This window comes from Rhizobium sp. BG4, from assembly GCF_016864575.1.
In the GTDB taxonomy this organism is placed as follows: domain Bacteria; phylum Pseudomonadota; class Alphaproteobacteria; order Rhizobiales; family Rhizobiaceae; genus Rhizobium.
Genome location: NZ_CP044125.1, coordinates 809044 through 831432, shown reverse-complemented (window position 1 = coordinate 831432; position 22389 = coordinate 809044). Strand labels below are relative to the sequence as shown.

23 protein-coding genes and 1 pseudogene are annotated in these 22389 nt (G+C 65.1%); 15 read left to right on the top strand and 9 right to left on the bottom strand.

The window, feature by feature from the left end; genetic code table 11:
• The first annotated feature begins 137 nt into the window (after positions 1 to 137).
• Entirely contained in the window at positions 138 to 596 is a 459-nt protein-coding gene (locus tag F2982_RS04390; protein ID WP_130278770.1) for a potassium channel family protein, read from the top strand.
• A 35-nt stretch (positions 597 to 631) separates the two neighbouring features.
• On the opposite strand, the gene F2982_RS04385 is transcribed toward F2982_RS04390, so the two are convergent.
• Positions 632 to 1042 carry a universal stress protein gene (locus F2982_RS04385; protein WP_112719193.1) on the bottom strand — a complete coding sequence of 137 codons (411 nt, stop codon included), beginning with the start codon at positions 1040 to 1042 and terminating at the stop codon, positions 632 to 634.
• Between the two features lie 281 nt (positions 1043 to 1323).
• On the opposite strand from F2982_RS04385, the gene F2982_RS04380 reads away from it, so the two are divergent.
• The 3 genes from F2982_RS04380 (at position 1324) to F2982_RS04370 (ending at position 4018) form a co-directional block, all read left to right on the top strand.
• Entirely contained in the window at positions 1324 to 2184 is an 861-nt protein-coding gene (locus F2982_RS04380; RefSeq protein ID WP_246777510.1) for a VOC family protein, read from the top strand.
• Positions 2185 to 2286: 102 nt separating this feature from the next.
• The gene (locus F2982_RS04375; protein ID WP_203429349.1) at positions 2287 to 2553 is read left to right on the top strand and encodes a DUF2277 domain-containing protein; all 267 of its coding nucleotides are present in this window, start codon (positions 2287 to 2289) and stop codon (positions 2551 to 2553) included.
• A 124-nt stretch (positions 2554 to 2677) separates the two neighbouring features.
• Complete coding sequence (locus tag F2982_RS04370) at positions 2678 to 4018, top strand: FAD-binding oxidoreductase (protein WP_203429348.1); 1341 nt, start codon at positions 2678 to 2680, stop codon at positions 4016 to 4018.
• Here F2982_RS04370 and F2982_RS04365 read toward each other — a convergent pair whose 3' ends face one another.
• Positions 4019 to 4513: a GNAT family N-acetyltransferase gene (locus F2982_RS04365; RefSeq protein ID WP_203429347.1), complete on the bottom strand. Its 495-nt coding sequence runs from the start codon at positions 4511 to 4513 to the stop codon at positions 4019 to 4021.
• A gap of 56 nt (positions 4514 to 4569) precedes the next feature.
• Positions 4570 to 5499: an AraC family transcriptional regulator gene (locus tag F2982_RS04360; protein ID WP_203429346.1), complete on the bottom strand. Its 930-nt coding sequence runs from the start codon at positions 5497 to 5499 to the stop codon at positions 4570 to 4572.
• A gap of 97 nt (positions 5500 to 5596) precedes the next feature.
• On the opposite strand from F2982_RS04360, the gene F2982_RS04355 reads away from it, so the two are divergent.
• A complete protein-coding gene (locus F2982_RS04355) occupies positions 5597 to 6592 on the top strand; it encodes an aldo/keto reductase (protein ID WP_203429345.1) in 996 nt (331 codons plus the stop codon).
• Here F2982_RS04355 and F2982_RS04350 read toward each other — a convergent pair.
• On the bottom strand, positions 6570 to 7511 hold the full coding sequence (locus F2982_RS04350) for a LysR substrate-binding domain-containing protein (RefSeq protein ID WP_203429344.1): 942 nt from the start codon (positions 7509 to 7511) through the stop codon (positions 6570 to 6572). The genes F2982_RS04355 and F2982_RS04350 overlap by 23 nt on opposite strands.
• A gap of 154 nt (positions 7512 to 7665) precedes the next feature.
• On the opposite strand from F2982_RS04350, the gene F2982_RS04345 reads away from it, so the two are divergent.
• Positions 7666 to 9171, top strand: a complete 1506-nt coding sequence (locus tag F2982_RS04345; RefSeq protein WP_203429343.1) for an MFS transporter — start codon at positions 7666 to 7668, stop codon at positions 9169 to 9171.
• Positions 9172 to 9174: 3 nt separating this feature from the next.
• Here the strand turns inward: F2982_RS04345 and F2982_RS04340 are convergent, their stop codons facing one another.
• Positions 9175 to 10338, bottom strand: a complete 1164-nt coding sequence (locus F2982_RS04340) for an MFS transporter (protein WP_203429342.1) — start codon at positions 10336 to 10338, stop codon at positions 9175 to 9177.
• An 81-nt stretch (positions 10339 to 10419) separates the two neighbouring features.
• Between F2982_RS04340 and F2982_RS04335 the strand changes: the two genes are divergently transcribed.
• Positions 10420 to 11946, top strand: a complete 1527-nt coding sequence (locus F2982_RS04335) for a PLP-dependent aminotransferase family protein (protein WP_203429341.1) — start codon at positions 10420 to 10422, stop codon at positions 11944 to 11946.
• 99 nt (positions 11947 to 12045) lie between these two features.
• On the opposite strand, the gene F2982_RS04330 is transcribed toward F2982_RS04335, so the two are convergent.
• A complete protein-coding gene (locus F2982_RS04330) occupies positions 12046 to 12432 on the bottom strand; it encodes a DUF1236 domain-containing protein (protein WP_162708749.1) in 387 nt (128 codons plus the stop codon).
• Between the two features lie 269 nt (positions 12433 to 12701).
• On the opposite strand from F2982_RS04330, the gene F2982_RS04325 reads away from it, so the two are divergent.
• The 3 genes and pseudogenes from F2982_RS04325 to F2982_RS04315 all read left to right on the top strand — a co-directional run bounded on the left by F2982_RS04325 (position 12702) and on the right by F2982_RS04315 (position 15551).
• Positions 12702 to 12935 carry a hypothetical protein gene (locus tag F2982_RS04325; RefSeq protein WP_203429340.1) on the top strand — a complete coding sequence of 78 codons (234 nt, stop codon included), beginning with the start codon at positions 12702 to 12704 and terminating at the stop codon, positions 12933 to 12935.
• Positions 12936 to 13085: 150 nt separating this feature from the next.
• Positions 13086 to 14252, top strand: a complete 1167-nt coding sequence (locus F2982_RS04320; protein WP_130278758.1) for an AI-2E family transporter — start codon at positions 13086 to 13088, stop codon at positions 14250 to 14252.
• Between the two features lie 7 nt (positions 14253 to 14259).
• Positions 14260 to 15551 (top strand): annotated as a pseudogene (locus tag F2982_RS04315) (FAD-dependent oxidoreductase).
• A 241-nt stretch (positions 15552 to 15792) separates the two neighbouring features.
• On the opposite strand, the gene F2982_RS04310 reads toward F2982_RS04315, so the two are convergent.
• Positions 15793 to 16593 carry a polysaccharide deacetylase family protein gene (locus F2982_RS04310; protein ID WP_203429339.1) on the bottom strand — a complete coding sequence of 267 codons (801 nt, stop codon included), beginning with the start codon at positions 16591 to 16593 and terminating at the stop codon, positions 15793 to 15795.
• A 212-nt stretch (positions 16594 to 16805) separates the two neighbouring features.
• Here F2982_RS04310 and F2982_RS04305 point away from each other — a divergent pair, with 212 nt between their 5' ends.
• The gene (locus tag F2982_RS04305; protein WP_112719178.1) at positions 16806 to 17468 is read left to right on the top strand and encodes a hemolysin III family protein; all 663 of its coding nucleotides are present in this window, start codon (positions 16806 to 16808) and stop codon (positions 17466 to 17468) included.
• On the opposite strand, the gene F2982_RS04300 is transcribed toward F2982_RS04305, so the two are convergent.
• Positions 17469 to 17945, bottom strand: coding sequence for a hypothetical protein (locus tag F2982_RS04300; protein WP_203429338.1), 477 nt, complete (start codon positions 17943 to 17945; stop codon positions 17469 to 17471).
• A 127-nt stretch (positions 17946 to 18072) separates the two neighbouring features.
• Between F2982_RS04300 and F2982_RS04295 the strand changes: the two genes are divergently transcribed.
• The gene (locus tag F2982_RS04295; RefSeq protein ID WP_203429337.1) at positions 18073 to 18579 is read left to right on the top strand and encodes a GNAT family N-acetyltransferase; all 507 of its coding nucleotides are present in this window, start codon (positions 18073 to 18075) and stop codon (positions 18577 to 18579) included.
• Positions 18576 to 19085: an AAA family ATPase gene (locus F2982_RS04290; protein WP_203429336.1), complete on the top strand. Its 510-nt coding sequence runs from the start codon at positions 18576 to 18578 to the stop codon at positions 19083 to 19085. Before F2982_RS04295 ends, F2982_RS04290 begins: the two co-directional genes overlap by 4 nt.
• Before the next feature lie 4 nt (positions 19086 to 19089).
• Here the strand turns inward: F2982_RS04290 and msrB are convergent, their stop codons facing one another.
• Positions 19090 to 19500, bottom strand: coding sequence for a peptide-methionine (R)-S-oxide reductase MsrB (gene msrB / locus F2982_RS04285; protein WP_112719174.1), 411 nt, complete (start codon positions 19498 to 19500; stop codon positions 19090 to 19092).
• A gap of 187 nt (positions 19501 to 19687) precedes the next feature.
• Between msrB and F2982_RS04280 the strand changes: the two genes are divergently transcribed.
• Both F2982_RS04280 and F2982_RS04275 read left to right on the top strand, forming a co-directional pair.
• Complete coding sequence (locus F2982_RS04280; protein ID WP_130278748.1) at positions 19688 to 19927, top strand: hypothetical protein; 240 nt, start codon at positions 19688 to 19690, stop codon at positions 19925 to 19927.
• Positions 19928 to 19985: 58 nt separating this feature from the next.
• Positions 19986 to 22352, top strand: coding sequence for a putative monovalent cation/H+ antiporter subunit A (locus tag F2982_RS04275; protein WP_203429335.1), 2367 nt, complete (start codon positions 19986 to 19988; stop codon positions 22350 to 22352).
• The last annotated feature ends 37 nt before the right edge of the window (positions 22353 to 22389 follow it).

The window sequence follows — 22389 nt, the reverse complement described above, 5'->3', positions numbered from 1 at the left end:
CAGGCGGCCTGCATGCATTGACCGCGATCAAGCCTCGCGATGCCGGTGGCGGATTTTCAGTCTTTGCAGGGCGGGGTGATTGATCCTCTTCAATGCAGCCTCCGGCAGAGCTGTTATCGTGAAGCGAAGGCCGCTTCATGCGGGCCGCATCCATCCCGGGAGGCACAGTGTTCGCCAAGCTTCTCCTCGCGACGGCGCTGATTGCCGCCACGGTCGCCATCCAGGCAATCTTCATGGCTGCCGGCCTCAGGGTCTTCCGGCGCATCGACCCCCATTATCTGACCCGCCACGCCACTTTGGCGACCGTCGTCTGGGTCAGCTACCTGCTGGTGCCGATCATCCTCGACATCTGCCTCTGGGCGCTGGTCTATTATCTCATCGGCGCGCTGCCGAGCTTCGAGGATGCCGTCTATTTCTCCACCACCACCTTCACCACCGTCGGCTACGGCGACATCGTCCTCGGCCAGGACTGGCGCCAGGTCTCGGTCTTCGAAGCGGTCAACGGCTGGATCATCTTCGGCTGGGCCACAGCCCTGATCATGGCCATCATTCAGCGGCTCTATTTCCAGGAGGATGGAGAAAAGGGCAGGGGGTGACTGCCCCTTTTCTCCTGTTCGGGAAGAACGGGTTCCTACCTATCCACCAGCACCGAGCATTTCGCATGCCGCACCACGCGGTCGGCGGTGGCGCCGATGAAATAGTTGGAGAAATCGGGGATATGCGAGGCGACGATGATCAGGTCGGCGCCGTGGGTTTCGGCGGCCACCAGAATGCCGTTGGCGGGCGGGCCGCGGCCGATCTCGATGCTGGCTGGGATGCCGGTCTTCAGCCGCAGGGTTTCCAGCCGCGCCCGGCCGTCCTTCATGGCGTTTTCGACGAGTTCGGCCGGAAGGTCGATCGCCACATAGGTCGGCACGTCCTCGACGACATTCAGCAGAATGATCTCGCCGCCTTCGTCGAGCAGCGTCGCCGCCTTGCGCAGCGATTTCTCGCCGCGGTCGATACTGCCGATTTCGATGGGAACGAGGATTTTCTTGTACATGATCTGCTCCGGTATGAACTGCATCCACTCTACCGGAGGATAGATAAGGCGCTTTGATACGGATCAAGCGGCGGCGCCCACTGCGTCAACAGATGTTGAACGATTTATCCGCAAAAACCCGTCTTCTGCGAACAATCGGAATGCGCCATATAGGATGCAAGTACAGCGGCCGAGGGGACCATGAGATCATGAACCGGCGAACATTCCTCGAGCTTGCCACAGGCGGCGCCTTCGCCGCCACCGCCGGTACACCTTCGCAACTGATGGCGGGAGAGAGACCGATGACATCTGAGACTTCCTACGCGTTGACGCGCCCTGCCCATGTCGGCCATTCGCATCTGGTCGTGAAGGACCTGGCCGCCGTTTCCGGCTTCTACCAGTCGATGCTCGGCCTCAAGGTGATCGAAAAGACCGCGAGCGGCGAGGTGCTCGGCGTCGCCGGCCTGCCGCTTCTGACGCTGACGACGGATAGCAACGCGCAGACCGCGCCGCGCAACGCCGCCGGCCTCTTCCACACCGCCTTCCTGATGCCTGACCGCACCGAGCTTGCGCGCTGGCTGCGCCATGCCGCGCACAACAATGTCGTACTCGACGGCGCGTCCGACCATCTCGTCAGCGAGGCGATCTACCTCTCCGACCCTGAAGGCAACGGCATCGAGATCTATGCCGACCGCCCGCACGACGTCTGGAAATTCCATCAGGACGGCCAGGTCGAAATGGCCACCAACCGCCTCGACCTCCAGGCGCTCTATGAGAGCGCCCCTGATGATCGCTGGAACGGCATGGCCGACGGCACGGCGATCGGCCATATCCATCTGCAGGTCGGCAATATCCCGGAAGCCGACGCCTTCTATCGCGACGTCCTCGGCCTGAAGATCATGGCCCGCTATCCCGGCGCCAGCTTCTTCGCCACCGGCGGCTACCACCACCATGTCGCCGCCAACATCTGGAACAGCCGCGGCGCCGGCACCCGCAGCGAGAAGATGACCGGCCTTGCCGACTACTCGCTGCACTTCAACGACAAAACCGCCCTCGACACCGCCAAGACGGCACTCGACAAGCTCGAGATCAAGACCGAAGCCCGCGATGGCGGCGTGTTCCTGAGGGACCCCTGGGGGATCGGCCTGACGCTGACGGCGTGAGGGCGGAAACACACCCGATCCGTTGCAATTGCCACCGATACCGCTAGCTTTCCCCTTGTGCCGCGCGTCTTTCGCGGCGCCGAGACGAGGAGGATGCGGGCCATGTGCCGGAATATCAAACCGCTGTTCAATTTCGATCCGCCGGCAACGGAGGCGGAGATCCATGATGCGGCGCTGCAATTCGTGCGCAAGCTGAGCGGCAGCAACAAGCCCTCGAAGCGCAACGAAGCCGCCTTCGAGCATGCCGTGCAGTCGATCGCCAGATGCGCCGCCGAATTGCTGGACTCGCTGGAAACCTCGCAGCCGCCGCGCGACCGCGAGGAAGAAGCCGCCAAGGCAAAAGCGCGCTCGGCGCTGCGTTTCGCCTGAGGAAAGCAATGCTCCGCAAAGATCATTCCGGGCACTGCCAAAACGCAGCATAACCATGCTTGAACGGATGCTAACGGAAGGCTAGGGATCGGCTGATACTCCTCATGCAGCAAGATCCTCCCTGATGTTTCCCTTCTCCGAAGCCGACCCTATTAGCCACTCCAGCCCTCTCCCTGAAAGCTCGGAGGTGGTCATCGTCGGTGGCGGGGTGATCGGCGTCAGCACCGCGCTCTTCCTTGCTGCGCGCAATGTCCAGGTGACGCTTCTGGAAAAGGGCCGCATCGCCGCCGAGCAGTCGTCGCGCAACTGGGGCTGGATCCGCAAGCAGGGGCGCGATCCCGACGAATTGCCGATCGTCATCGAAGCCTGCCGTCTCTGGCAGCAGCTTGCGGACGAATGCGGCGAGGATATCGGCCTCCGGCAGACCGGCGTCACCTATCTGGCGCGCACCGGCAAGGACATGGCGAAGTTCGCCAAGTTCATGCAGATCGCCGCCGCCCATGATCTCGATACCCGCCTTCTCAATGGCGCCGACGTCGCGTCAGGGATCGGCGGCATGGCGCGCCGCTATGCCGGTGCGATGACGACGCCGTCGGATATGCGCGCCGAGCCCTGGCTCGCCGTCCCGGCGCTGGCGCGGCTTGCCGCCCGCAAGGGTGTCAGGATCATCGAAAACTGCGCCGTCAGGGCGCTCGATACCGCTGGCGGCCGCATCACCGGCGTCTGGACCGAAAGCGGCAGAATTTCCACATCGACGGTATTGGTTGCAGGCGGCGCCTGGTCGTCGCTGTTCCTGAGGAAACACGGCGTCTCGATCCCGCAGCTCAGCGTCCGCGCCACGGTGGCCGCGACGGAACCGCTGCCGGAATTTCATGCAGGCGCGGCGATCGAGGACGACATCGCCTTCCGGCGCAGGCAGGATGGCGGCTATACGCTGGCACCGGGCGGCAGCAACCTGCTCTTCGTCGGCCCCGATGCCTTCCGCAACGCCACCAAATATCTCCCGGCGCTGCTCGACCATCCCTTCGGCACGCGCTATCTCCCTGCCGCCCCCGCGGGCTTTCCCGACAGCTGGTCGACGCCGCGCGACTGGACGCCTGACAGCAAGAGCCCCTTCGAGCGCATGCGCGTCCTCAATCCGGCGCCCGGAGCGTCCGATCTCGCCTCGATCAGGCGCGGCTTCACCACGCTCTTCCCGCAATTCAAAGACTTGCGCCTGAAGACGGCCTGGGCGGGGATGATCGATGCCATGCCCGACGTCGTGCCTGTCGTCGATCGCGTCAGCGCCGTCGGCGGCCTCTTCGTCGCCACCGGCATGAGCGGCCACGGCTTCGGTATCGGCCCGGGCATCGGCCGCGTCATGTCGGATCTGATCCAGGGCAACGACACCGGCCACAAGCTCGACCGCTTCCGCTTCGCGCGCTTCTCCGACGGCAGCCCGACAAGGCTTGGCCCGGCAATCTGATCAGAGCTCCATGGCCATCTCATGCCAGGCCATGCCGCCGTGATCGGAGGCTGAGGGCCGGGTGTAGCGATAGCCCATCCGGGCATAGAGCGGCACATGCGCCTCCTTGCACATCAGATGGATGGTCTTCTTGTCCATCGCCTTCATCCGCGCGATGAAATGCTGCATCAGGAGCTTCGAATAGCCTTTGCCCTGTTCGGCGGGATCGACGACCACGGACATGATGACGGCGTTGGGCGCCGCGGGATCATGCCCGACCAGCTCCTTGAACGCCTCGTCCGACATGACGACCTCGAAGGCGCAGCCGCTATTGATGAAACCGGCAATCTTGCCGTCCGCTTCGAGAATGACGAAGCCCTCGGGATAGAGCGCGATCCGCGTCGCGATCTTCTCCAGCGTCGCGGCCTCGTCGCCCTCATAGGCCGACGTCTCGATCTCGAAGCATCGCGCGGCATCGTCAGGGGTGGGGTGGCGGAAGGAGATTTCGGCAGGCATCGCGGCATCCATGTTTGACTGCCGCAGCCCTATCATGCGCGGATCGCACCGTCAGCCTATTCCGCCGCCACCGCCATGGCGCGCGTATCGTTCCGGTAAAACTTCGGGGCGCGGCCGGTCACCCGCTTGAAGGCGTTGGAGAAGGCGCTTTCGGAGGTGTAGCCGAGCGTGCGGGCAAGCGTCGCCACCTGCACGTCGTCTTCGCGCAGCGAGCGCTCGGCAAGCCGCATGCGCCATTCCGTCAGATAGGCGAGCGGGGCGATGCCGGCGACCTGCTTGAAATAGACGGCGAAGGTGGTGCGCGACATGGCGGCGGCGGCCGCGAGCTCTTCCAGCTGCCAGGCGCGGCCGGGCTCGGCATGCATCAGCCGCAAAGCCGGCGCAATACGTCGGTCGCTGACGGCGCGCAGCAGGCCGGCGGCGAGCGAACCGGCGTGATCGAGATGGGCGCGCAGCAGCTGCACGAACAGCAGTTGCGCCAGCTGCGCCGAGGCGACCGACCCGCCCGGCAGGTCCGCCGTCTGTTCCGAAACGATCTGCGCCACCACCCATTGCAGCACGGCTGCCTGCGGCGATCCGGCCTTCGCATGGATGAAGGGCGGCATGACGTCGGTCAGCAGCGCGCCGCGCTCCGGATCGAGCCCGGCATGGCCGCCCATGATTTCGACGTCAGTCTCTTCGGTGATCTGCTTGACGCGGCCTTCGAAGGTGGCAAACAGCGGCTTCGCCTCGACTGGCGTGAGCGACAGATCGGTCGAGAGCACGAAGTCGCGGGTGGTGACCAGGAACGTATCGCCGGCCTCCAGCCGCACCGGCCCGGCGCCGCCCTCGACATCCAGCCAGCAGCTGCCCTTCAGCAGCGCATAGAACTTGATCTGCTGCGGCCGGAACTGCAGCGACCAGGCACCGCCGATCTTGAAGCCGCCGGAGATGACGGATTGCGCATTGGTGAGCGTCAGCAGGTCTGAAAAGGGATCGTTCGACATTCTCGAATTTTCGCGCATGTAATCGGAATTTACAAGTATTTGAAATTCGGCCGCCTGGGCGCAGTCTCCAGGCGCAATCACGAATGGAGAATGCATCATGAGCCTCAAGAAGCGCAAACTCGGCAGCCAGGGTCTGGAAGTCTCGGAAATCGGCCTCGGCTGCATGCCGATGAGCCAGTCCTATGGCCCGGCCGATCAGGACGAGGCGATCCGCGCGCTGCACCGGTCGATCGATCTCGGCTGCACCTTCTTCGACACCGCCGAAGTCTATGGACCGCACACCAATGAAGACCTGCTCGGCCGCGCCTTCAAGGGCCGCCGCGGCGAGGTGACGATCGCCACCAAGTTCGGCTTCAAGATCGTCGACGGCAAGCAGGTGCCCGGCGAAGTGACCAGCCATCCCGACAATATCCGCAGGGCGGTCGAGGGTTCGCTGAAGCGGCTGCAGACCGATCATATCGATCTCCTCTACCAGCACCGCGTCGACCGCACCGTGCCGATCGAGGACGTGGCGGGCACCGTCAGCGAGCTCGTCAAGGAAGGCAAGGTCAAGTATTTCGGCCTCTCGGAAGCCGGTATCGCCAATATCCGCAAGGCCCACGCGGTCTTCCCCGTCTCGGCGCTGCAGAGCGAATATTCGCTGTGGGAGCGCAATCTCGAGCCGGAGATCATCCCGGTCCTGCGCGAACTCGGCATCGGCCTCGTGCCCTTCTCGCCGCTCGGCCGCGGCTTCCTCACCGGCAAGGTGATGCGCGCCGAGGAATATCCGGAAAACGATCACCGCCATAACGACCCGCGCTACCAGGGCGAAAACTTCGACGAAAACGTCAAGGCGTCCGAAGTGGTTCACGCGATCGCCCGCGACAAGCAGGCGACCCCGGCGCAGATCGCGCTCGCCTGGCTGCTGCACAAGGGCGACGACGTCGTGCCGATCCCCGGCACCAAGCGCCAGAGCTATCTGGAAGAAAATGTCGGCGCCGCAGCCATCTCGCTTACCGCCGCCGACATGAAGAGCCTCGACGCCGCGCTGGCCCCGGAAAAGGTCTCCGGCGACCGCTACGCTTCCTGGATTATGCCGACGGTCGACCGCTAACGGAAAGGCCGGGCGCTGCGGGTTCGTCGCAGCGCTCGGCAAACAGCGTGTCGATCAGGTAGTCGACCAGCACCCGAACCTTGGGCGACAGGTGCCGGTTCGACGGCCAGATCACATGGAACTGGCCGGGGCCATCGATATGCTCGCCGAGCACGCTGCGCAGCGTTCCGTCGGCCAGCGGCCGCCGGGCCAGAAAATCCGGCATGCAGCCGATGCCGAGACCGGCAAGCACGGCGCCGCGCAGCGCTTCCATATTGTTGCAGGTCATCAGGCCGGGTGGCGCCAGGGCCGCGCCGCCTGCCTCCATCAGCGGCCAGTCCTGGATCTTGCCGCTGTTTGGAAAGCGGAAGCGGATAGCGAGATGACCTGCCAGGTCCTGCGGGACCTCCGGCGTGCCGTGCTTTTCGAGATAGCTTGGTGCGGCGCAGAGCAGCATCTGGAATGGCCTGAGCGCCCGCGACATGAGCCTCGAATCCTGCAAATCGCCGCTACGGATCGCCACGTCGACGCCTTCGTCGATCAGATCGACGATCCGGTCGTTGAAATCGAGATCGAGCTCGACTTCGGGATAGCGGCGGATGAATTCCGGCAGCACCGGCAGCAGCAGATGGTAGCTGACCAGCGGCGCGCTGAGCCGCAACCGGCCGCGCGGCGTCGCCACCGCTGCCGCAAGCGAGGCCTGCGCATCCTCGAGATCGTCGAGCACGCGGCGGCAGCGCTCGTGGAACAGCCGGCCTTCCTCCGTCAGCCGGATACTGCGCGTCGAGCGCTGGAAGAGGCGCACGCCAAGCTGCTTCTCCAGCGTCGTCACCGCCTTGCCGACTGCGGATGCCGACAGGCCGAGCACCCGGCCCGCGGCAACGAAACTGCCGAGATCGGCGGTTCTGACAAAGGCCGAAAGCCCGCTCAGCTGATCCATCTCATTTCATCCATTCGAGCGAATCTTTCCATTATGCCAGGAGAGAAAGCGCGCTTATCGCATAATTGAAGCGAATTTATCCTGTTTGTGTTGCCGCCGATAGACCTCCCACCTCAAGGCGGCACGCCCTCTCTTTCGAACAGGCGGAAAGCTCATGACCAAACCTGACATGTCCAAGCGGATCCTGGCGCTCGCCGGCATCTGCTCTGCGGCGGCGGCAATGCCGCTCACCTTCACCGGCCCGGCAGTGGCGCTTCCGGCGATCGCCCATTCGCTCGGCGGCAGCCCGATCGCGCTGAACTGGGTGACCAATGCCTTCATGCTGACCTTCGGCAGCAGCCTGATGGCGGCGGGAACGCTGGCCGACACCTATGGCCGCAAGCGGCTGTTCCTCAGCGGGCTCACGGCCTTCCTCATCTTTTCCGTCATGCTCGCCTTCGCCCCCGATATCCTCTGGTTCGATGTCCTGCGGGCGTTGCAGGGGCTGGGGGCGGCCGCGACCTTCTCGAGCGGCATGGCCGCATTGGCGCAGGAATTCGAGGGCAATGCGCGGATGCGGGCCTTCAGCATCGTCGGCGCCAGCTTCGGCGTCGGCCTCGCTTTCGGGCCGATCGCCTCCGGGCTGATGGCCGAGAGTTTCGGCTGGCGGTCGATCTTTGCGCTGGTCGCGGCCCTCGGCTTGATCGCCTTCGTGCTCGGCGCAAACTTCCTGCACGAAACCCGCGATCCCGATGCCGCCGGTCTCGACTGGCCGGGCGCCGCAAGCTTCACCCTGGCGCTGGCACTCCTGACCTACGGCGTGCTCCTGGCGCCGGAGCAGGGCTGGACCAGTGCGCCGGTTGCAGCGCTGCTTGCAGGTGCCGCAGCGCTTCTCGTCGCCTTCTGGCGGATCGAGCGCAGCGTCGCCCGCCCGATGCTCGACCTCTCGCTGTTCCGCTACCCGCGCTTCGTCGGCGTCCAGCTGCTGGCGGCCGCGCCTGCCTATGCCTTCGTGGTGCTGCTGATCCTGCTGCCGGTGCGCTTCGTCGGTATCGACGGCATGAGCGAGGTTCAGGCCGGCCAGATGATGGTCGCGCTTTCAGGGCCGCTGCTGGTGCTGCCCGTCGTCGCGGGCATGCTGACCCGCTGGTTCTCGGCGGCGGTCATCTGCAGCGGCGGCTTGCTGATTTCGGCAGGCGGTCTGTTCTGGCTGTCGGCGACGCCATCCTCCGATCCGGCGCTGCTGATCGCGCCGCTGATGATGATCGGCACCGGCATCAGCCTGCCCTGGGGCCTGATGGACGGGCTCGCCGTCAGCGTTGTGCCGAAGGAGCGGGCCGGCATGGCGACCGGTATCTTCAGCACCACGCGCGTTGCCGGCGAAGGCGTGGCGCTGGCTGTTGTCAGCGCCGTGCTCTCGGCCCTGATGGGCACGAGGCTCAGCGGCAATGGTGCCGCAGCCGCAGCCCAGCGGCTGGTGACCGGCGATCTCCGGGCCGCTGGCGCATTGATCCCCGGCATGACCGGCGAGGCGCTTGCCGCAACCTATGCCCAGGCCTTCAGCTCGCTGTTGATGCTGCTTGCAGGCGTCACGGTCTTCACCGCGGTCATCGTCATCGCCTTTCTCGGTCGCCGGCCGGCGGAGACGGCAGAGACCGCCTGCGCCAGCCCTGCGGAATAGGGCTCACGCGGCCTGCACCCGGCGCAGGCCGATGCTGGCGGCAATGGCGAGCTCGGCCAGCGCTGCGGCAAGCAGGATCGAGAGAAAGACTTCCCGGCCGAGATGGACGAGCACCCATCCGCCGACGGCCGGGAAGCCGAAGATCCCGACGAAATAGGACATCACGAACCAGGTCAGCGCCGCGTGGCGATAGCGCGGTTCGGTATTGTTGACGGCCCAGGTCTGGATCACCGAATAGACGAGACCGTAGCCGATGCCGGTCAGGATCGCCGAGACGATCTGGAAGGCCGGATGGAGGCCGACGCCGAACATGGCGGCGACGCCGAGGCACATCGAGGTCAGGAGAGCCGAGGCAAGCTGCGTCTGCGGCAGGGTCGCCAGGAAGCGGGCAAGCAGCAGCCGGGCGGCAACGACGGTGACGGCATAGACGGCGAAGAAGGTTGCGGCGGTCGCACCCGTGCCCGCGACCAGCGAGGACTGGAAGGTCAGCAGGCCGGAGAAGACGCAGGCGCCGAGCGCCACCATCAGGATCGGCCGGATCGAGGCGCTGCGGGCAATGACGCCGATATCCCGCACCCAGGGACGCAGCGCCGATGTTCGCTCACCGCCCGGCGCCATCGAGCCGAAGATCCAGAGCAGCAGCGACGCCGCAAGGCAGGCGGCGCCGACCAGCATGAAGGTCGCCTCGACCGAGAGCCCGGCCTCGCTCAGCACCAGGTTGAGAATGACCGGACCGCCGCCGATGCCGGCCATCTGGAAGGCGCCGAAGCGGGTGAACCAGAAGCCGCGATCGGCATCGGTGACGCGCTCCGAGAGCGCCATCGGCGCGCCGATATAAAACATTCCCCAGCCGAGCCCGATCAGGAAGCCGGAGACCAGCGGCAGGCCGAGACCGCCGCCCGCGGCAAAAGCGAGCAGCAGGAAGCCGAGCGCCACGGCAGCACTCGCCATCGCGCTCATGCGCGCCGCATCGATCCGCCCCGAAAGCCAGCCGACCAGCGGCACGCCGGTAAAAGTCCCGGCCATGGCGGCGGCGAGCGTCAGCCCGGTATCGACATCGCTGCCGCCATGGGCGCGGTAATAGGCCGAAAACAGGAAGGTGGCGCCGTAGCCTGCCGCAGCAAGCATGGTGCCGGTGAAGAGAAAGGGTGCAGCAGACGGGCGCATGGGCATTTCCGAGGAGTGGTTGAAAGTGGTTCGATAAAAGTGAATAATCGATGATATATCCAGAGCCACTTTGAGCCAGCCATGCAAGCCACTTCACCCCGCAAGACCGGTGCCCCGAAGACCAGCGCCCGCACCCTGCGCCGCGAAAGCGCCGCCGCCGGCTTCCTGCCGGATATCGACGCATCCTCCTCCGTTCCCGCCGTGCGCCAGCTCTATCTGCAGCTGCGCGACGGCATCGTTGCGGGCGTGCTGCAGCCGGACCACCGGCTGCCCTCGACGCGCACGGCATCATCGGAATGGTCGCTGTCGCGCGGGCTGATCGCCGAAGCTTATGAGATGCTGATCGCCGAGGGATACGCGGAAGGGCGGCATGGCTCCGGCACCTATGTCGCCTCCGGCCTGCCGCCGATGCCATCAGGAAGCACCGGCGCACGCGAGGCGGCCGATAACAGCGCGCGGCGCGGCATATCGACGGCGGCACGGCTGGCGATGCGCACCGATCTTGCGCCGCCCGCCCAGGTCGCCTTCGCCACCGGCCGGGTGATCCATGACGAGCGCACCGCCGGGCTCTTGAAGCGGCTTGCCCACCGCCATATCGATTATGCCAGCGACCGCTACCGCGATCCGCAGGGCGAGCTTTCGCTGCGCCAGGCGGTGGCCGCCCATCTTGCGGCCTCGCGCGGGGTGCGCTGCGATCCCGGCCAGATCTTCATCACTTCTGGCACGCAGCAGGCGCTGGATTTCGCCATCCGCGTGCTCGTCTCGCCCGGCGAAACCGTGATGATCGAGGATCCCTGCTACCCGCCGGCGCGGCTCGCCTTCCTACTGAACGGTGCCGCGATCACCGGCCTGCCTGTCGATGGCGAAGGCCTGATCACCGAGCATCTGTCGCTCTACGACGGCCCCGCACCGGCGGCGATCTACGTCACCCCGTCGCATCAATATCCCTCGGGTTCGGCCCTGCCGCTGGCACGGCGGCTGGAGCTTCTCGCCTTCGCGCAGGCCCGCGGCAGCTGGATCATCGAGGACGACTACGACAGCGAATTCCGCTACGAGGGCCATCCGATCGCCTCGCTGCAGGGCCTCGATGCGACGCGCCGCGTCATCTATGCCGGCACCTTCAGCAAGGCGCTGCTGCCGGGCTTCCGCGTCGGCTATCTGATCGTGCCAGACGATCTCGTCGCCGCCTTCCGCGCCGTCCGCCCGATCATCGACCGCTTCCCGGCACCGCTCCACCAGCTCATCGTCGCCGATTTCCTCAACGAGGGCTATTTCCCCGCCCATCTGCGGCGCCTGCGCGAAAGCCACCGGGCGGCCCGCGACAATCTCGCTCTCCAGTTGAAAGACCGGCTCTCCGAACACCTGATCGCCCCTGTCCCCGAACAGGGCATCCACTACACCGTCAAAAGCACCGGCACATGGACGGACGACCGCGCGTTCGCCGAAGCGGCGCTGAAAGGCGGCGTGGTCGTCATCCCGGTCTCGCCGATGCATGTCTCGGCCTCACGCGAGCCGCGCCTGCTGCTCGGCTTCTCCGGTTTGACGGCTGCCGAGGCGGACGTGGCGACGGCGCGGCTGGGGAAGGTGTTCGCGAACGTCGCAAAATAGCGCGCAAAACGAAACAGGCGTTGACCGAAGCCAACGCCTGCATCGCGCATCCGCAGGGAGTTTTCACTCTGGAACCAGGGCGGATGCACTACTGGGATATTACTGGATGACCTGGACCACCTTGCGGGTCTGCGGCTCGACGATGACCCGCTCCTGGCCCATCACCACATAGCCGTATTTGGGGTTCTCAGGCACCGGCGTCACCACGACATCGGCGGGCAGGGCCGCGCCCACCTGGACCGGCTGCTGCACCACGACGGTCTGCTGCGGAACCGGGGCCTGCTGGACATAGGTGACGACTTCGCGCGGCGGCGGATCAATGACGCCGCCGGCAATGCCGCCGACCACAGCACCGACGCCGGCGCCGACAGGGCCGCCGACGATGGCACCCGTGGCTGCACCGCCGACCATGCCGGTGACGGCGCCGTCGGCATAGGCGGAAGCTGCGAAACACGTCATTGCTGCTGCGATAAGAACTGTTTTCATGACCAAATCTCCTTCTGTCTGGTGGGGTGGGAAAAGCCGCGGCGGCGAGTTTGTTCCGCATATCGGACTTTGGTCGGATAGCGCGCGGCGGCGGCCGGGAGAGGCGGCAGAGGTAGGACTTCGGTCCGATACCGGCGCGTTTCGAAAGCCCTATCTCATCAGCAGACCTTGTGCGCGCTGGCGACCAATCTATCGCACGACGAGGTTCGAGGGTTCGCCGTCGTCGCGCGTGGCGAACCCTCCTTTGCCCCTAGATGAAGGAGACGCGGATGGACAGGCTGGCACGCATCGCCGAACTCTCGGGCGAGATCAGATCGCGGCGCCTCTTCTGCGAATTCATCGAATCCGGCGGCCGGGTGATCGCATCGGAAAGCGACGGCGGCCCCTGGACGGACGTCACCGCCGCAACCGTTGCCCGCGAATGCCGGCGCATCGAAACGCTGGAGCACACGCGGCGCAGGCTGATGCCGGAGGAGCCGGTGCGCCATGACCGGGGCCGTTGAGGCGCCGGACCACGTCCTGCCGCATAGGCTGTCCACCGTCTTTCGTGGTCTCCGCGCCACACCTTCGATCGCCCTGAAACCGCTGCGGAACCGAATCCGCCGCTTTGCGTTTCCGTGGCGAAGCAATGGGGTTTCCGGGGACAGATCGACATGGGCATAGCCAACGGCATCCGCAAGCAGGCAAGGAAGATCGCGATCGGCGGCTCGCACAAGAGCGCCTGGGCCGAGACGCTTTCGGCAGCCACCGAACAGATGCCGCAGGCGCCGGTTCGCCGGGTCGAGAAGGACGGGCTCGATATTTCGATGGCCTGGGCGATCATCGGCATTTTCGGGATTCTCGGGCTGGCCGCGGTCTATCAGATGTCGCTGATCCTGATACCGCTGACACTGGCGATCGTCGTCGGCATGATCCTCGGCATGCTTGCCGAGAAGCTGTCGCGCATGGGCGTGCCGCGCATCACCAATGCGGTGATCCTGTCGAGCTCCGTGGCGCTGGTCATCTTCCTGGTTTCCAATGCGCTGGCCGGGCCGGTGACGACGCTGCTCAATGAAGGGCCGGCCTTCATCGAGAAGACCACCGACCGGCTGATGCCCTATCTCGAAAAGATCCGCTGGCTGCACATTACGCCCGAGACCTTCCAGAGCGGGCCGATGTCGGCCGACAAGCTGCTCGAAAACACCGGTAACGTCTTGCATCTCGTCACCGCCAACCTGACGCCGGCGCTGGTGCAGGGGCTGATCTTCTTTGCCGCACTGCTGCTCTTCCTGATCGGCCGGGTCAATCTCCGCAAGACGATCATCATGACCTTCCGCGAGCGGCCGCAGCGCCTCGCCGCGATCCGCGTCATCAGCTCGGTCGAGCAGGTGCTCGGCTTCTATTTCGCTACGGCGTCGATCATCTATGCCGGGCTCGGCGTGATCATGACGCTGATCGCCTGGGCCGGCGGGCTCTCGGCGCCCGTGCTCTGGGGCTTCTTCGCCTTTCTCTCGAGCTTCATTCCCTATCTCGGCATCACCATGATGACTTTCGCCGTCGCCGTCGCTGGCATTCTCACCCATGATGGCATCGTCATCGGCCTGCTGCCGGCCGCCTGCTTCTTCGTCGTCCACCTCTTGATGGAAAACCTGATCTTCCCGGCCGTCATGGGCCGCCGCCTGGAGATCAATCCCTTCGTTGTCTTCCTCGCCATCATCTTCTGGACCTGGATGTGGGGTGCTGTCGGCGCCATGCTGGCGCTGCCGCTGTCGCTGATCGTCATGACCATCGTCGACGAGCTGTTCCTCGAAGAGCGCGTCCAGCCGCAGCTGCCGAAGTGATGTGACCATGGCCGATGGCGTCGAATTCAACCCTGAAAGCCAGGACGCGTTGCGCAGCGGCGCCAGTCCCTGGGGGCGCGGCGCCCGCGGCCCGGCCTACGAGCCGCTGACGCAAAGCTACAAGACCGACGCACTGGTTATCGGCGGCGGGATCACCGGTGCGCTCGCCGCCGAACACCTGACGGCCCGCGGCCTCTCGGTGATCGTCATCGACAAGGAAGAGCCGGGCCTCGGCTCGACCGCCGCCAGCACCGCCATGTTGCAATGGGAAATCGACAGCACGCTGACCGAGCTCGAGCATTATTACGGCTTCGAGCGGGCGGCAGGCATGTACAGGCGCAGCGCCGCCGCCGTCTCCGGCCTTGCCAAGCTGATCGCCGCCCATGCGCTGCCCTGCGCTTTCCAACCGCGGCAGACACTCTATCTCGCCCAGAACCATGAGGGCGCCCGCGATCTGTTCGAAGAGCGCCAGCTGCGCCGCCGCGCCGGTCTGCCGGGCGTCTATCTCGAACATTGCGATCTCTTCACCCAGTTCGAGCTCGACCGCGATGCCGGCATCCTGTCGCCCGGTTCGGCCGAGGCCGATCCGCTGCTGCTCGCCTGGGGCCTGCTCGAAATCGCCATCGCCCGCGGCGCCATGCCGGTACGCGCCACCGTGAAGCGGCTGCACAGCGAGGGCGGCAAGGTCACCGCCGAGCTCGACGGTCCCTTCGTCATCGAGGCCGATACCGCCGTGCTCGCCACAGGCTATTCGATGCCGGAGATCGACATGCCGAAGCTGCACAAGGTGAGCTCCAGCTTCGCGATCGCCACCGTGCCGCAGGATCCGGCAACGCTCTGGCGCGACCGGGTGCTGATCTGGGAGGACGCCCATCCCTATCTCTACGTGCGCACTACCCCGACCACCGGATCATCGCCGGCGGCGAGGACGACGCCACAGTCGACCCCGACCGGCGCGATGCCGAGCTCGCCGGCAAGGCAAGCATCATCCGCGACAAGCTGCAGCGCCTCTGGCCGCAGGCCAACACCGAAATCGCCACCGCCTGGTGCGGCACCTTCGGCGAAACAGCCGACGGCCTGCCCCAGATCGGCCCGGTCCCGCACCTGCCCAACGTCTACGCCGCCTACGGCTACGGCGGCAACGGCATCACCTTCTCCTTCCTCGCCGCCCAGATGATCGGCGCGATGGTGGCAGGCGTCCACCGCGACTGGTTCGACGACTACGCGCTCGACCGCGACGGGCCGGGGTTCAGGAGCTTTCGGGCTGGGGAATATGGGGTGGAGACGGTGTTGCGGTAGTTCTTCGCGTGGCGTTTCACCCGGGGCCACCCCCCTCTGCCCTGCCGGGCATCTCCCCCACAAGGGGGAGATCGGCTTGGGGTGGGCGTCTCATCAATCAAAGAATGTTGGAGCGAGCGGGTGCGCCCAGCAAATCTCCCCACCTGTGGGGGCTCGAAGAGCGCGGAGAGACACGTGGCTCGAGGCCGGTAGCCCGGCAGGGCAGAGGGGGGCTTACACGGCACAACCGACCCCAAAACCCTCAATTCGTCGTCTGATCATCCCCCAGATCCTCAGCATCCTGCAACCTGACAAACTCCACCCCGCGAGCCTTCAGATCCACAATCGCCTTGGCAACCCCGGCACCCGCAGCATGCGTCGGCTGGTTGATATGCGAGATCACCACATCGCCATCCCTGGCCGAGCCGATGCGCTTCTCGGTCACCGCAGCCCCGAGCAGGGATCCACCATCACCATTCACCGAATAACCGGCGATCTTGTAGCCCATGGCGCGGATCTGGGCGATTGCCGGAAGGTCGTATTTCGCCGTCGAGCCGCGGAACCAGTGGGGCGCGGCAATCCCCGCCGCCAGCATCGCATCGGCGCCGCCCTGGACCTCCTGATGCACCGCCTCGGGCGAACCGGCCGCCGCAATGCCATAGATCAGCGCCGGCTTGTCGACCGCCGGAATATGGTTCTGCCCGTGGTTCTCGAGCTCGAATAAATCGGGGTTCTTCAGGAACACCGCCAGCGCCTCCGGATTGCGCTTCAGCCAGCGCGCCGTGACGAAGATCGTCGCCGGAATGCGCTCGGACACCAGCGTCGAAATGATCCGCTCGTCGGCCTTGCCCATGCAGGCATCGAAGGTCAGTGCCACGCGCGGACGGCCGGGAACACCCGAGCGCACCACATGCAGTTCCGGCTCCACCAGCTTCGGCCCCTTCACCTTCGGCGCCGGCTTCGCGGCAGCGGGAGCGGCAGGCGCCGGAGCGGGAGGCTCCGCCGCAGAAGCAGCGGAAAGCGAGGCTGCAAGCAGCGCGGAAGCAAGAACAATACGGATCATGGGAGACGAGTTTCTATAATTTCGATGAAGGAATTCTATTCCGGCCGGCGAGGGATCGCGATGCGTCCTGATGCCGCTCGTATAGCGGCTGCCATCGCCGCTGTCCTGCCATATTCGCTCCGCCCGAGTTCAAGCCACCTAACACCTTGGTACCGGTTGCGCCGATACACATTCGATGCCAGCATTGGCATCAACAGAAACGGGTGTGCGCAATGGCAGAGTTCAACGGGATCCGCTGGGCTTATGACAAATACGAGTTGATCGCTGACGGCATCGTTCATGGTGTCGGGCTGGCGCTGGCGCTGGTCGGTGCCACGGTGCTGATCTTCTATGCCACCGTCTGGAGTTCGCATGGCGAGCTGGCCGCGGCCTGGGTCTATGGCATCGGGCTCGTCATGACGATTGGCATTTCCTTCACCTACAATGCCTGGCCGGTTTCGCGCACCAAATGGTTCCTGCGGCGGCTCGACCATTCCTCGATCTTCATCCTGATCGCCGCAACCTACACGCCGTTCCTCGAAAGGGGCTCCGACGATCCGCTGCTGTTTTCGATGCTGATCGGCATCTGGGTCGTGGCGATCGTCGGCATTCTCCTGAAATGCGTCTTTCCCGGGCGTTACGACAAGTTGGCGATCCTGCTCTATCTCGCCATGGGCTGGAGCGGCGTCCTGGTGGCCGAGCCCGTCGCCTCGCGCATTCCCTTCGCCTCGATGCTGCTGATCGTCATCGGCGGCCTCATCTATTCGGCCGGCGTCATCTTCCATGTCTGGGAAAAGCTGCGCTTCCAAAATGCCATCTGGCACGGCTTCGTCGTTGCCGCCGCCGCCGTCCATTATTCGGCGGTGCTGACCTGCTTCAGCATGAGCGCGCTCTAGTCAGCGGCAGTGCGGCGGCCCTGCGAGCGTCTTGACGAGATGCGCGACGATGGGATCGTAGAGCTTCGCATCGGCCTTCGGATAATCCAGAACGAAATAGCCGCCGGCATCCTGGCAGAGCGAAACCGCGCGCACATACAGGATGCGGTCCTTGCGCGTGCCGGAATAGCTGGCCCAGCCCTTGGCCGATTTGTCATAGGAGATCGCCCAGCCGGCATCCTTGTCGGATTGCTTGCGCTTGGCTGTATCGGCAGCGAAATTCTCTTCGGTGAGATTGGCGCCGAAGACCAGAAGCTTCGCCTTGCCGTCCTTCGATTGCAGCGTCATGCCGTCGCCATTGTCGGCCGCGCTGACGGTGGCGAAATCGCTGGGCAGGTCGATGACATAGCCGAAGCGCGGATTGGCATAGGGCTTCCAGTCGGCGGCAAGCGCAGGCGAGGCGGCAAGAAGCAGCAGCAGAGCAAGGGACAGGCGCATCGGATCCTCCGGTCAGGCGTCGGAAACTAGCGCAAACCGCGCCGCCGGTCGCGGCAAATCTATCGGGTTTACATCGCCTGGACGCCAGCGTATCGCTGCCCTGTATTTTGCCGAAATGGAAGAAGACATGACCGACGCCGTCACCATCCGCGACGCCACCGAAGCCGACCTTGCCGCGATCCGCGATATCTACAACCACGCCGTCGAGCACACGACGGCGATCTGGAACGAGACGGTCGTCGATCTCGACAACCGGGTCGAGTGGTTCAGGGCGCGGCAGGCGAGGGGCTTTCCGGTTCTGGTCGCCGAGCGCAATGGCGCGATCGCCGGCTACGCCTCCTATGGCGACTGGCGCGCCTTCGACGGCTTCCGCCACACGGTCGAGCATTCCGTCTATGTCGAGAAGGAAAATCAGGGTGCCGGCATCGGCAAGCTGCTGATGCAGGCGCTGATCAAGCGCGCCGGCGAAAACGGCATCCACGTCATGATCGCCGGCATCGAGGCCAACAATGCGGCATCGATCGCCCTCCACGAAAAGCTCGGCTTCCGCAATGGCGGCACCTTCTTCGAAGTTGGCAAGAAGTTCGGCCGCTGGCTGGACCTGACCTTCATGGAACTGAGGGTGCCGAATTGACCCTCGTCGTCCTCACAGGCGCCTCGGGCGCAGGCAAGACCGCGATCTCCGATCTGATCGCCGCCGAGCATGGCGCGGACATCGACATCCGCTTCTTCGATTCGATCGGCGTGCCGCCCGTCGAGGAAATGAACGCGCTGTTCGGCTCGCCGGCCGGCTGGCAGCAGGCGATGACGGCGGAATGGATGGCGCGGCTCGCCGGAACGATGCAGCCCGGCCGCCCGGTCCTGTTCGAAGGCCAGATGCGCATCGGCTTCGTCGTCGATGCCGCCGCCGCCATGGGCCTTGCCTGCCATATCATCCTCGTCGATTGCGACGATGCGACCCGGCGCAAGCGCCTGACCTCGGATCGCGACCAGCCCGAACTCGCCAATGACGACATGATGAACTGGGCCGCCTTCCTACGCCGCGAGGCGACAAGCGCGGGCTGCGAAATCCTCGATACGTCGAACCTGCCGATCGCCGAGGCCGCGGCGATCGTTCTCCAGCGCTTGCGCGCGGATTGAGCTTCTACCGCCCCGCCTCGAACACCATCGCGTGCCCGTTGATGCAGTAGCGCAGCCCTGTCGGCGGTGGTCCGTCGGGGAAGACGTGGCCGAGATGCGCATCGCAATTGGCACAGCGGATCTCGGTGCGCACCATGCCATAGGTGGTGTCGCGGTGCTCGGTGATCGCCTCGGGCGATACGGCCTCGAAATAGCTCGGCCAGCCGCATCCGGCATCGAATTTGGTATCGGAGCGGAACAGCGGCTCGTTGCAGCAGACGCAGCTGTAGAGCCCCGTCTCGAAACTATCCCAATAAGGCCCGGTAAAGGCCCGCTCGGTGCCGTGATGGCGGGTGATGCGGTATTGCTCGGGTGTCAGCTGAGCTTTCCACTCGTCATCGGTCCTGTGAAACTTCGCAATGTCGATATCGGGCATGGGGGCTTGCTCCTTCGGCGCCAAAGAAGACAGATTTTCCGACGCCGCGAATGTGGAGCGGAAATTGGGCGGTATCAAGAGTGATGCGTCTATAGCCTGAAAGCTTTAGTCCGTTTTGCCGGTTTGCGGGCGTTGGCGCTTCTCCGGTATTCTCCTTGCAACGGGGAGTACCAGGGGGGACTTCGACGTGCTGACCATCCTCGCTTTCGCAATCTACGCCGCCATCTCGGCCGCCTGTTTTCTGATCACCTTTCTGGAGGGCTGGGCGGAGCATGATCGCTACACGCCATCGCGGATCGCCGGCCTTGCCGCCTGCATCGTCTGGCCGCTGATCCTCCTCGCGCCATTGGTGCATGCCGCGCTCGGCCCGCGCTTTGCCTGTGCACCCATCCCGAAAAGGCTTGAGGCCCGGCGCCGATTGACCTAGGTCTTGGAAACGCATCCGGTTTTCCGGATTTCCGAGGGGTTTCCATCAAGGAGAGCATATGGCCGGTGTCACGGGTCTGACATTTCTTGCCCTGTGCCTGCCGTTCATCGGCGCCCTTGCCGCACCCTTTGCCGTCAGGCTGTTCGGCGCCAATGCCGCCTGGCTTCTCGCGCTGTTCCCGCTGCTCTCTTTTCTGCATTTCCTCGGTTTCCTGCCGGAGATCGCTGCCGGTGAAGTCGCGACCGGCGGCTATGTCTGGGTGCCCAGCTACAATCTCAGCTTCTCCTGGTTTCTCGATGGGCTGTCGCTCACCTTCGCGTTGCTGATTACGGGCATAGGCACGCTGATCGTGCTCTATGCCGGGGGATACCTGAAGGGGCACAGGGATCACGGCCGCTTCTTCTCCTTCATCTTCCTGTTCATGGGCTCGATGCTGGGGCTGGTCGTGTCCGACAGCTTCCTGATGCTCTTCATCTTCTGGGAGCTGACCTCGATCACCTCCTTCCTGCTGATCGGCTTCGATCACGAGCGCGAGGCGGCGCGAAGGGCAGCGCTGCAGGCGCTCGTCGTCACGGGTGGCGGCGGGCTCTGCCTGCTCGCCGGCCTGCTGTTCATCTGGAACATAACAGGCGTCACCCAGCTGTCGCTGATCATGGAAGCGGGCGATCTGATGCGCGAGAGCCCGTTCTATCTGGCCACACTGCTCCTCGTCCTCGGCGGCGCCTTCACCAAGTCGGCGCAGTTCCCGTTTCACTTCTGGCTGCCGAACGCCATGGAAGCGCCGACGCCGGTCTCCGCCTATCTGCATTCGGCGACCATGGTGAAGGCAGGCGTCTACTTGCTCCTGCGCCTTCATCCGCTGCTCGGCGAAACGCCGGCCTGGGAAATCCTGCTGCCCTTCTTCGGCGGCATGACGCTGGCAACCGGTGCCGCGCTCGCCATCCGCCAGACCGACCTGAAACTGAAGCTCGCCTATACGACCGTCTCCTCGCTCGGCCTGCTGGTGCTGCTCACCGGTTTCGGCTCGGAATATGCCATCGAGGCGGCGGTGCTCTATCTCGTCGCCCATTCGCTCTTCAAGGGTGCGCTCTTCATGGTCGCCGGCATTCTCGATCACGAGACCGGCACGCGCGATATCACCCGGCTGAGCGGTCTCGCCTCCGCCATGCCGCTCACCTGCGCCGCCGCCCTGGCCGCCGCCTTCTCGATGGCCGGTCTGCCGCCCTTCTTCGGCTTCTTAGCCAAGGAGGAGATCTATGCGGCGCTGGCGATCGGCGACCTGCGCTCGATCGTCTTCACATCGGTCGCCGTCTTCGGCAACGCGCTGATGTTCGCGATCGCCTTCGCCGTCGGCCTGAAGCCTTTCATCGGTAAACGCTCGGAAACCCCGAAGCCGCCGCATGAGGCGCCGGTTCTCCTGTGGATCGGCCCGGCTCTGCTGGCGCTGCTCGGCTTTGTCGCCGCCATCTTCTCCGCCTCCGCCCACCGCTATATTTCGACGCCGATGGCCTCGGCCGTCGAGCACCGGCCGGTGGAGATCACCATTTCGCTGATGCCGCATGTCGGCGTGCCGCTGCTGCTGTCGGTGCTGACCATCGCGCTCGGCATCGTCATCTACTTCCAGCTCGATCGCAGCCGCCGTCTCGCCGATGCCTTCTTCCGCGCTGCCGGTCCCGGCCCGGATACGGGTTTCGACATCTTCATCTCCGGCCTCGTGCGCCTGGCGCACCGCATTACCGGCATCCTGCAGCCTGGGCGCCTGGAAATCTATGTGACGGCGACCTTCATCCTGCTTGCCGCCATCCTGCTCGTGCCGCTCTATCTCTATGGCGAACTGCCCACCGGCATCGCCTGGCCGGATCATGTCCGGCTGCATGAATGGGCGGTGCTGCTGCTGGCGGTGATCGGCCTTGCCGCCGTGCTGACCGCCCGCGACCGGCTGACGGCGATCGCCGCGCTCGGCATTCAGGGGCTCTCGGTCGCGCTGATCTTCCTGATGTTCGGCGCCCCCGATCTCGCCTTCACCCAGTTCATGGTCGAGACGCTCGCGGTCGTGATCCTCGCCCTCGTGATGACGCGGCTGCGCCTGTCGCCCACCGACCGCCGCCCGCGCGGCCAGCGGCTCCTCGATGCCGCGATCGCGCTCGCCTGCGGCCTCGGCCTGACGCTGCTCCTGCTCCGCGCCACCTCCGGCCGCTTCGACACGGCGCTCTCGGATTTCTTCAATACCTATTCGAAGACCATCGCCCACGGCACCAATGTCGTGAACGTCATCATCGTCGACTTCCGCGGCACCGATACGCTGGGCGAAATCGCCGTCGTCGCCATCGCCGCCCTTGCCATCATCGCCCTCATCCGCATGCGCGCCGGCACCGAACGCAAACTGGCGCCGCCGGATCCGAAACAACCGGGGAGGGGTACGTGATGGTGAGGCTAGTTTCTCCCTTCTCCCCAGCGGGGAG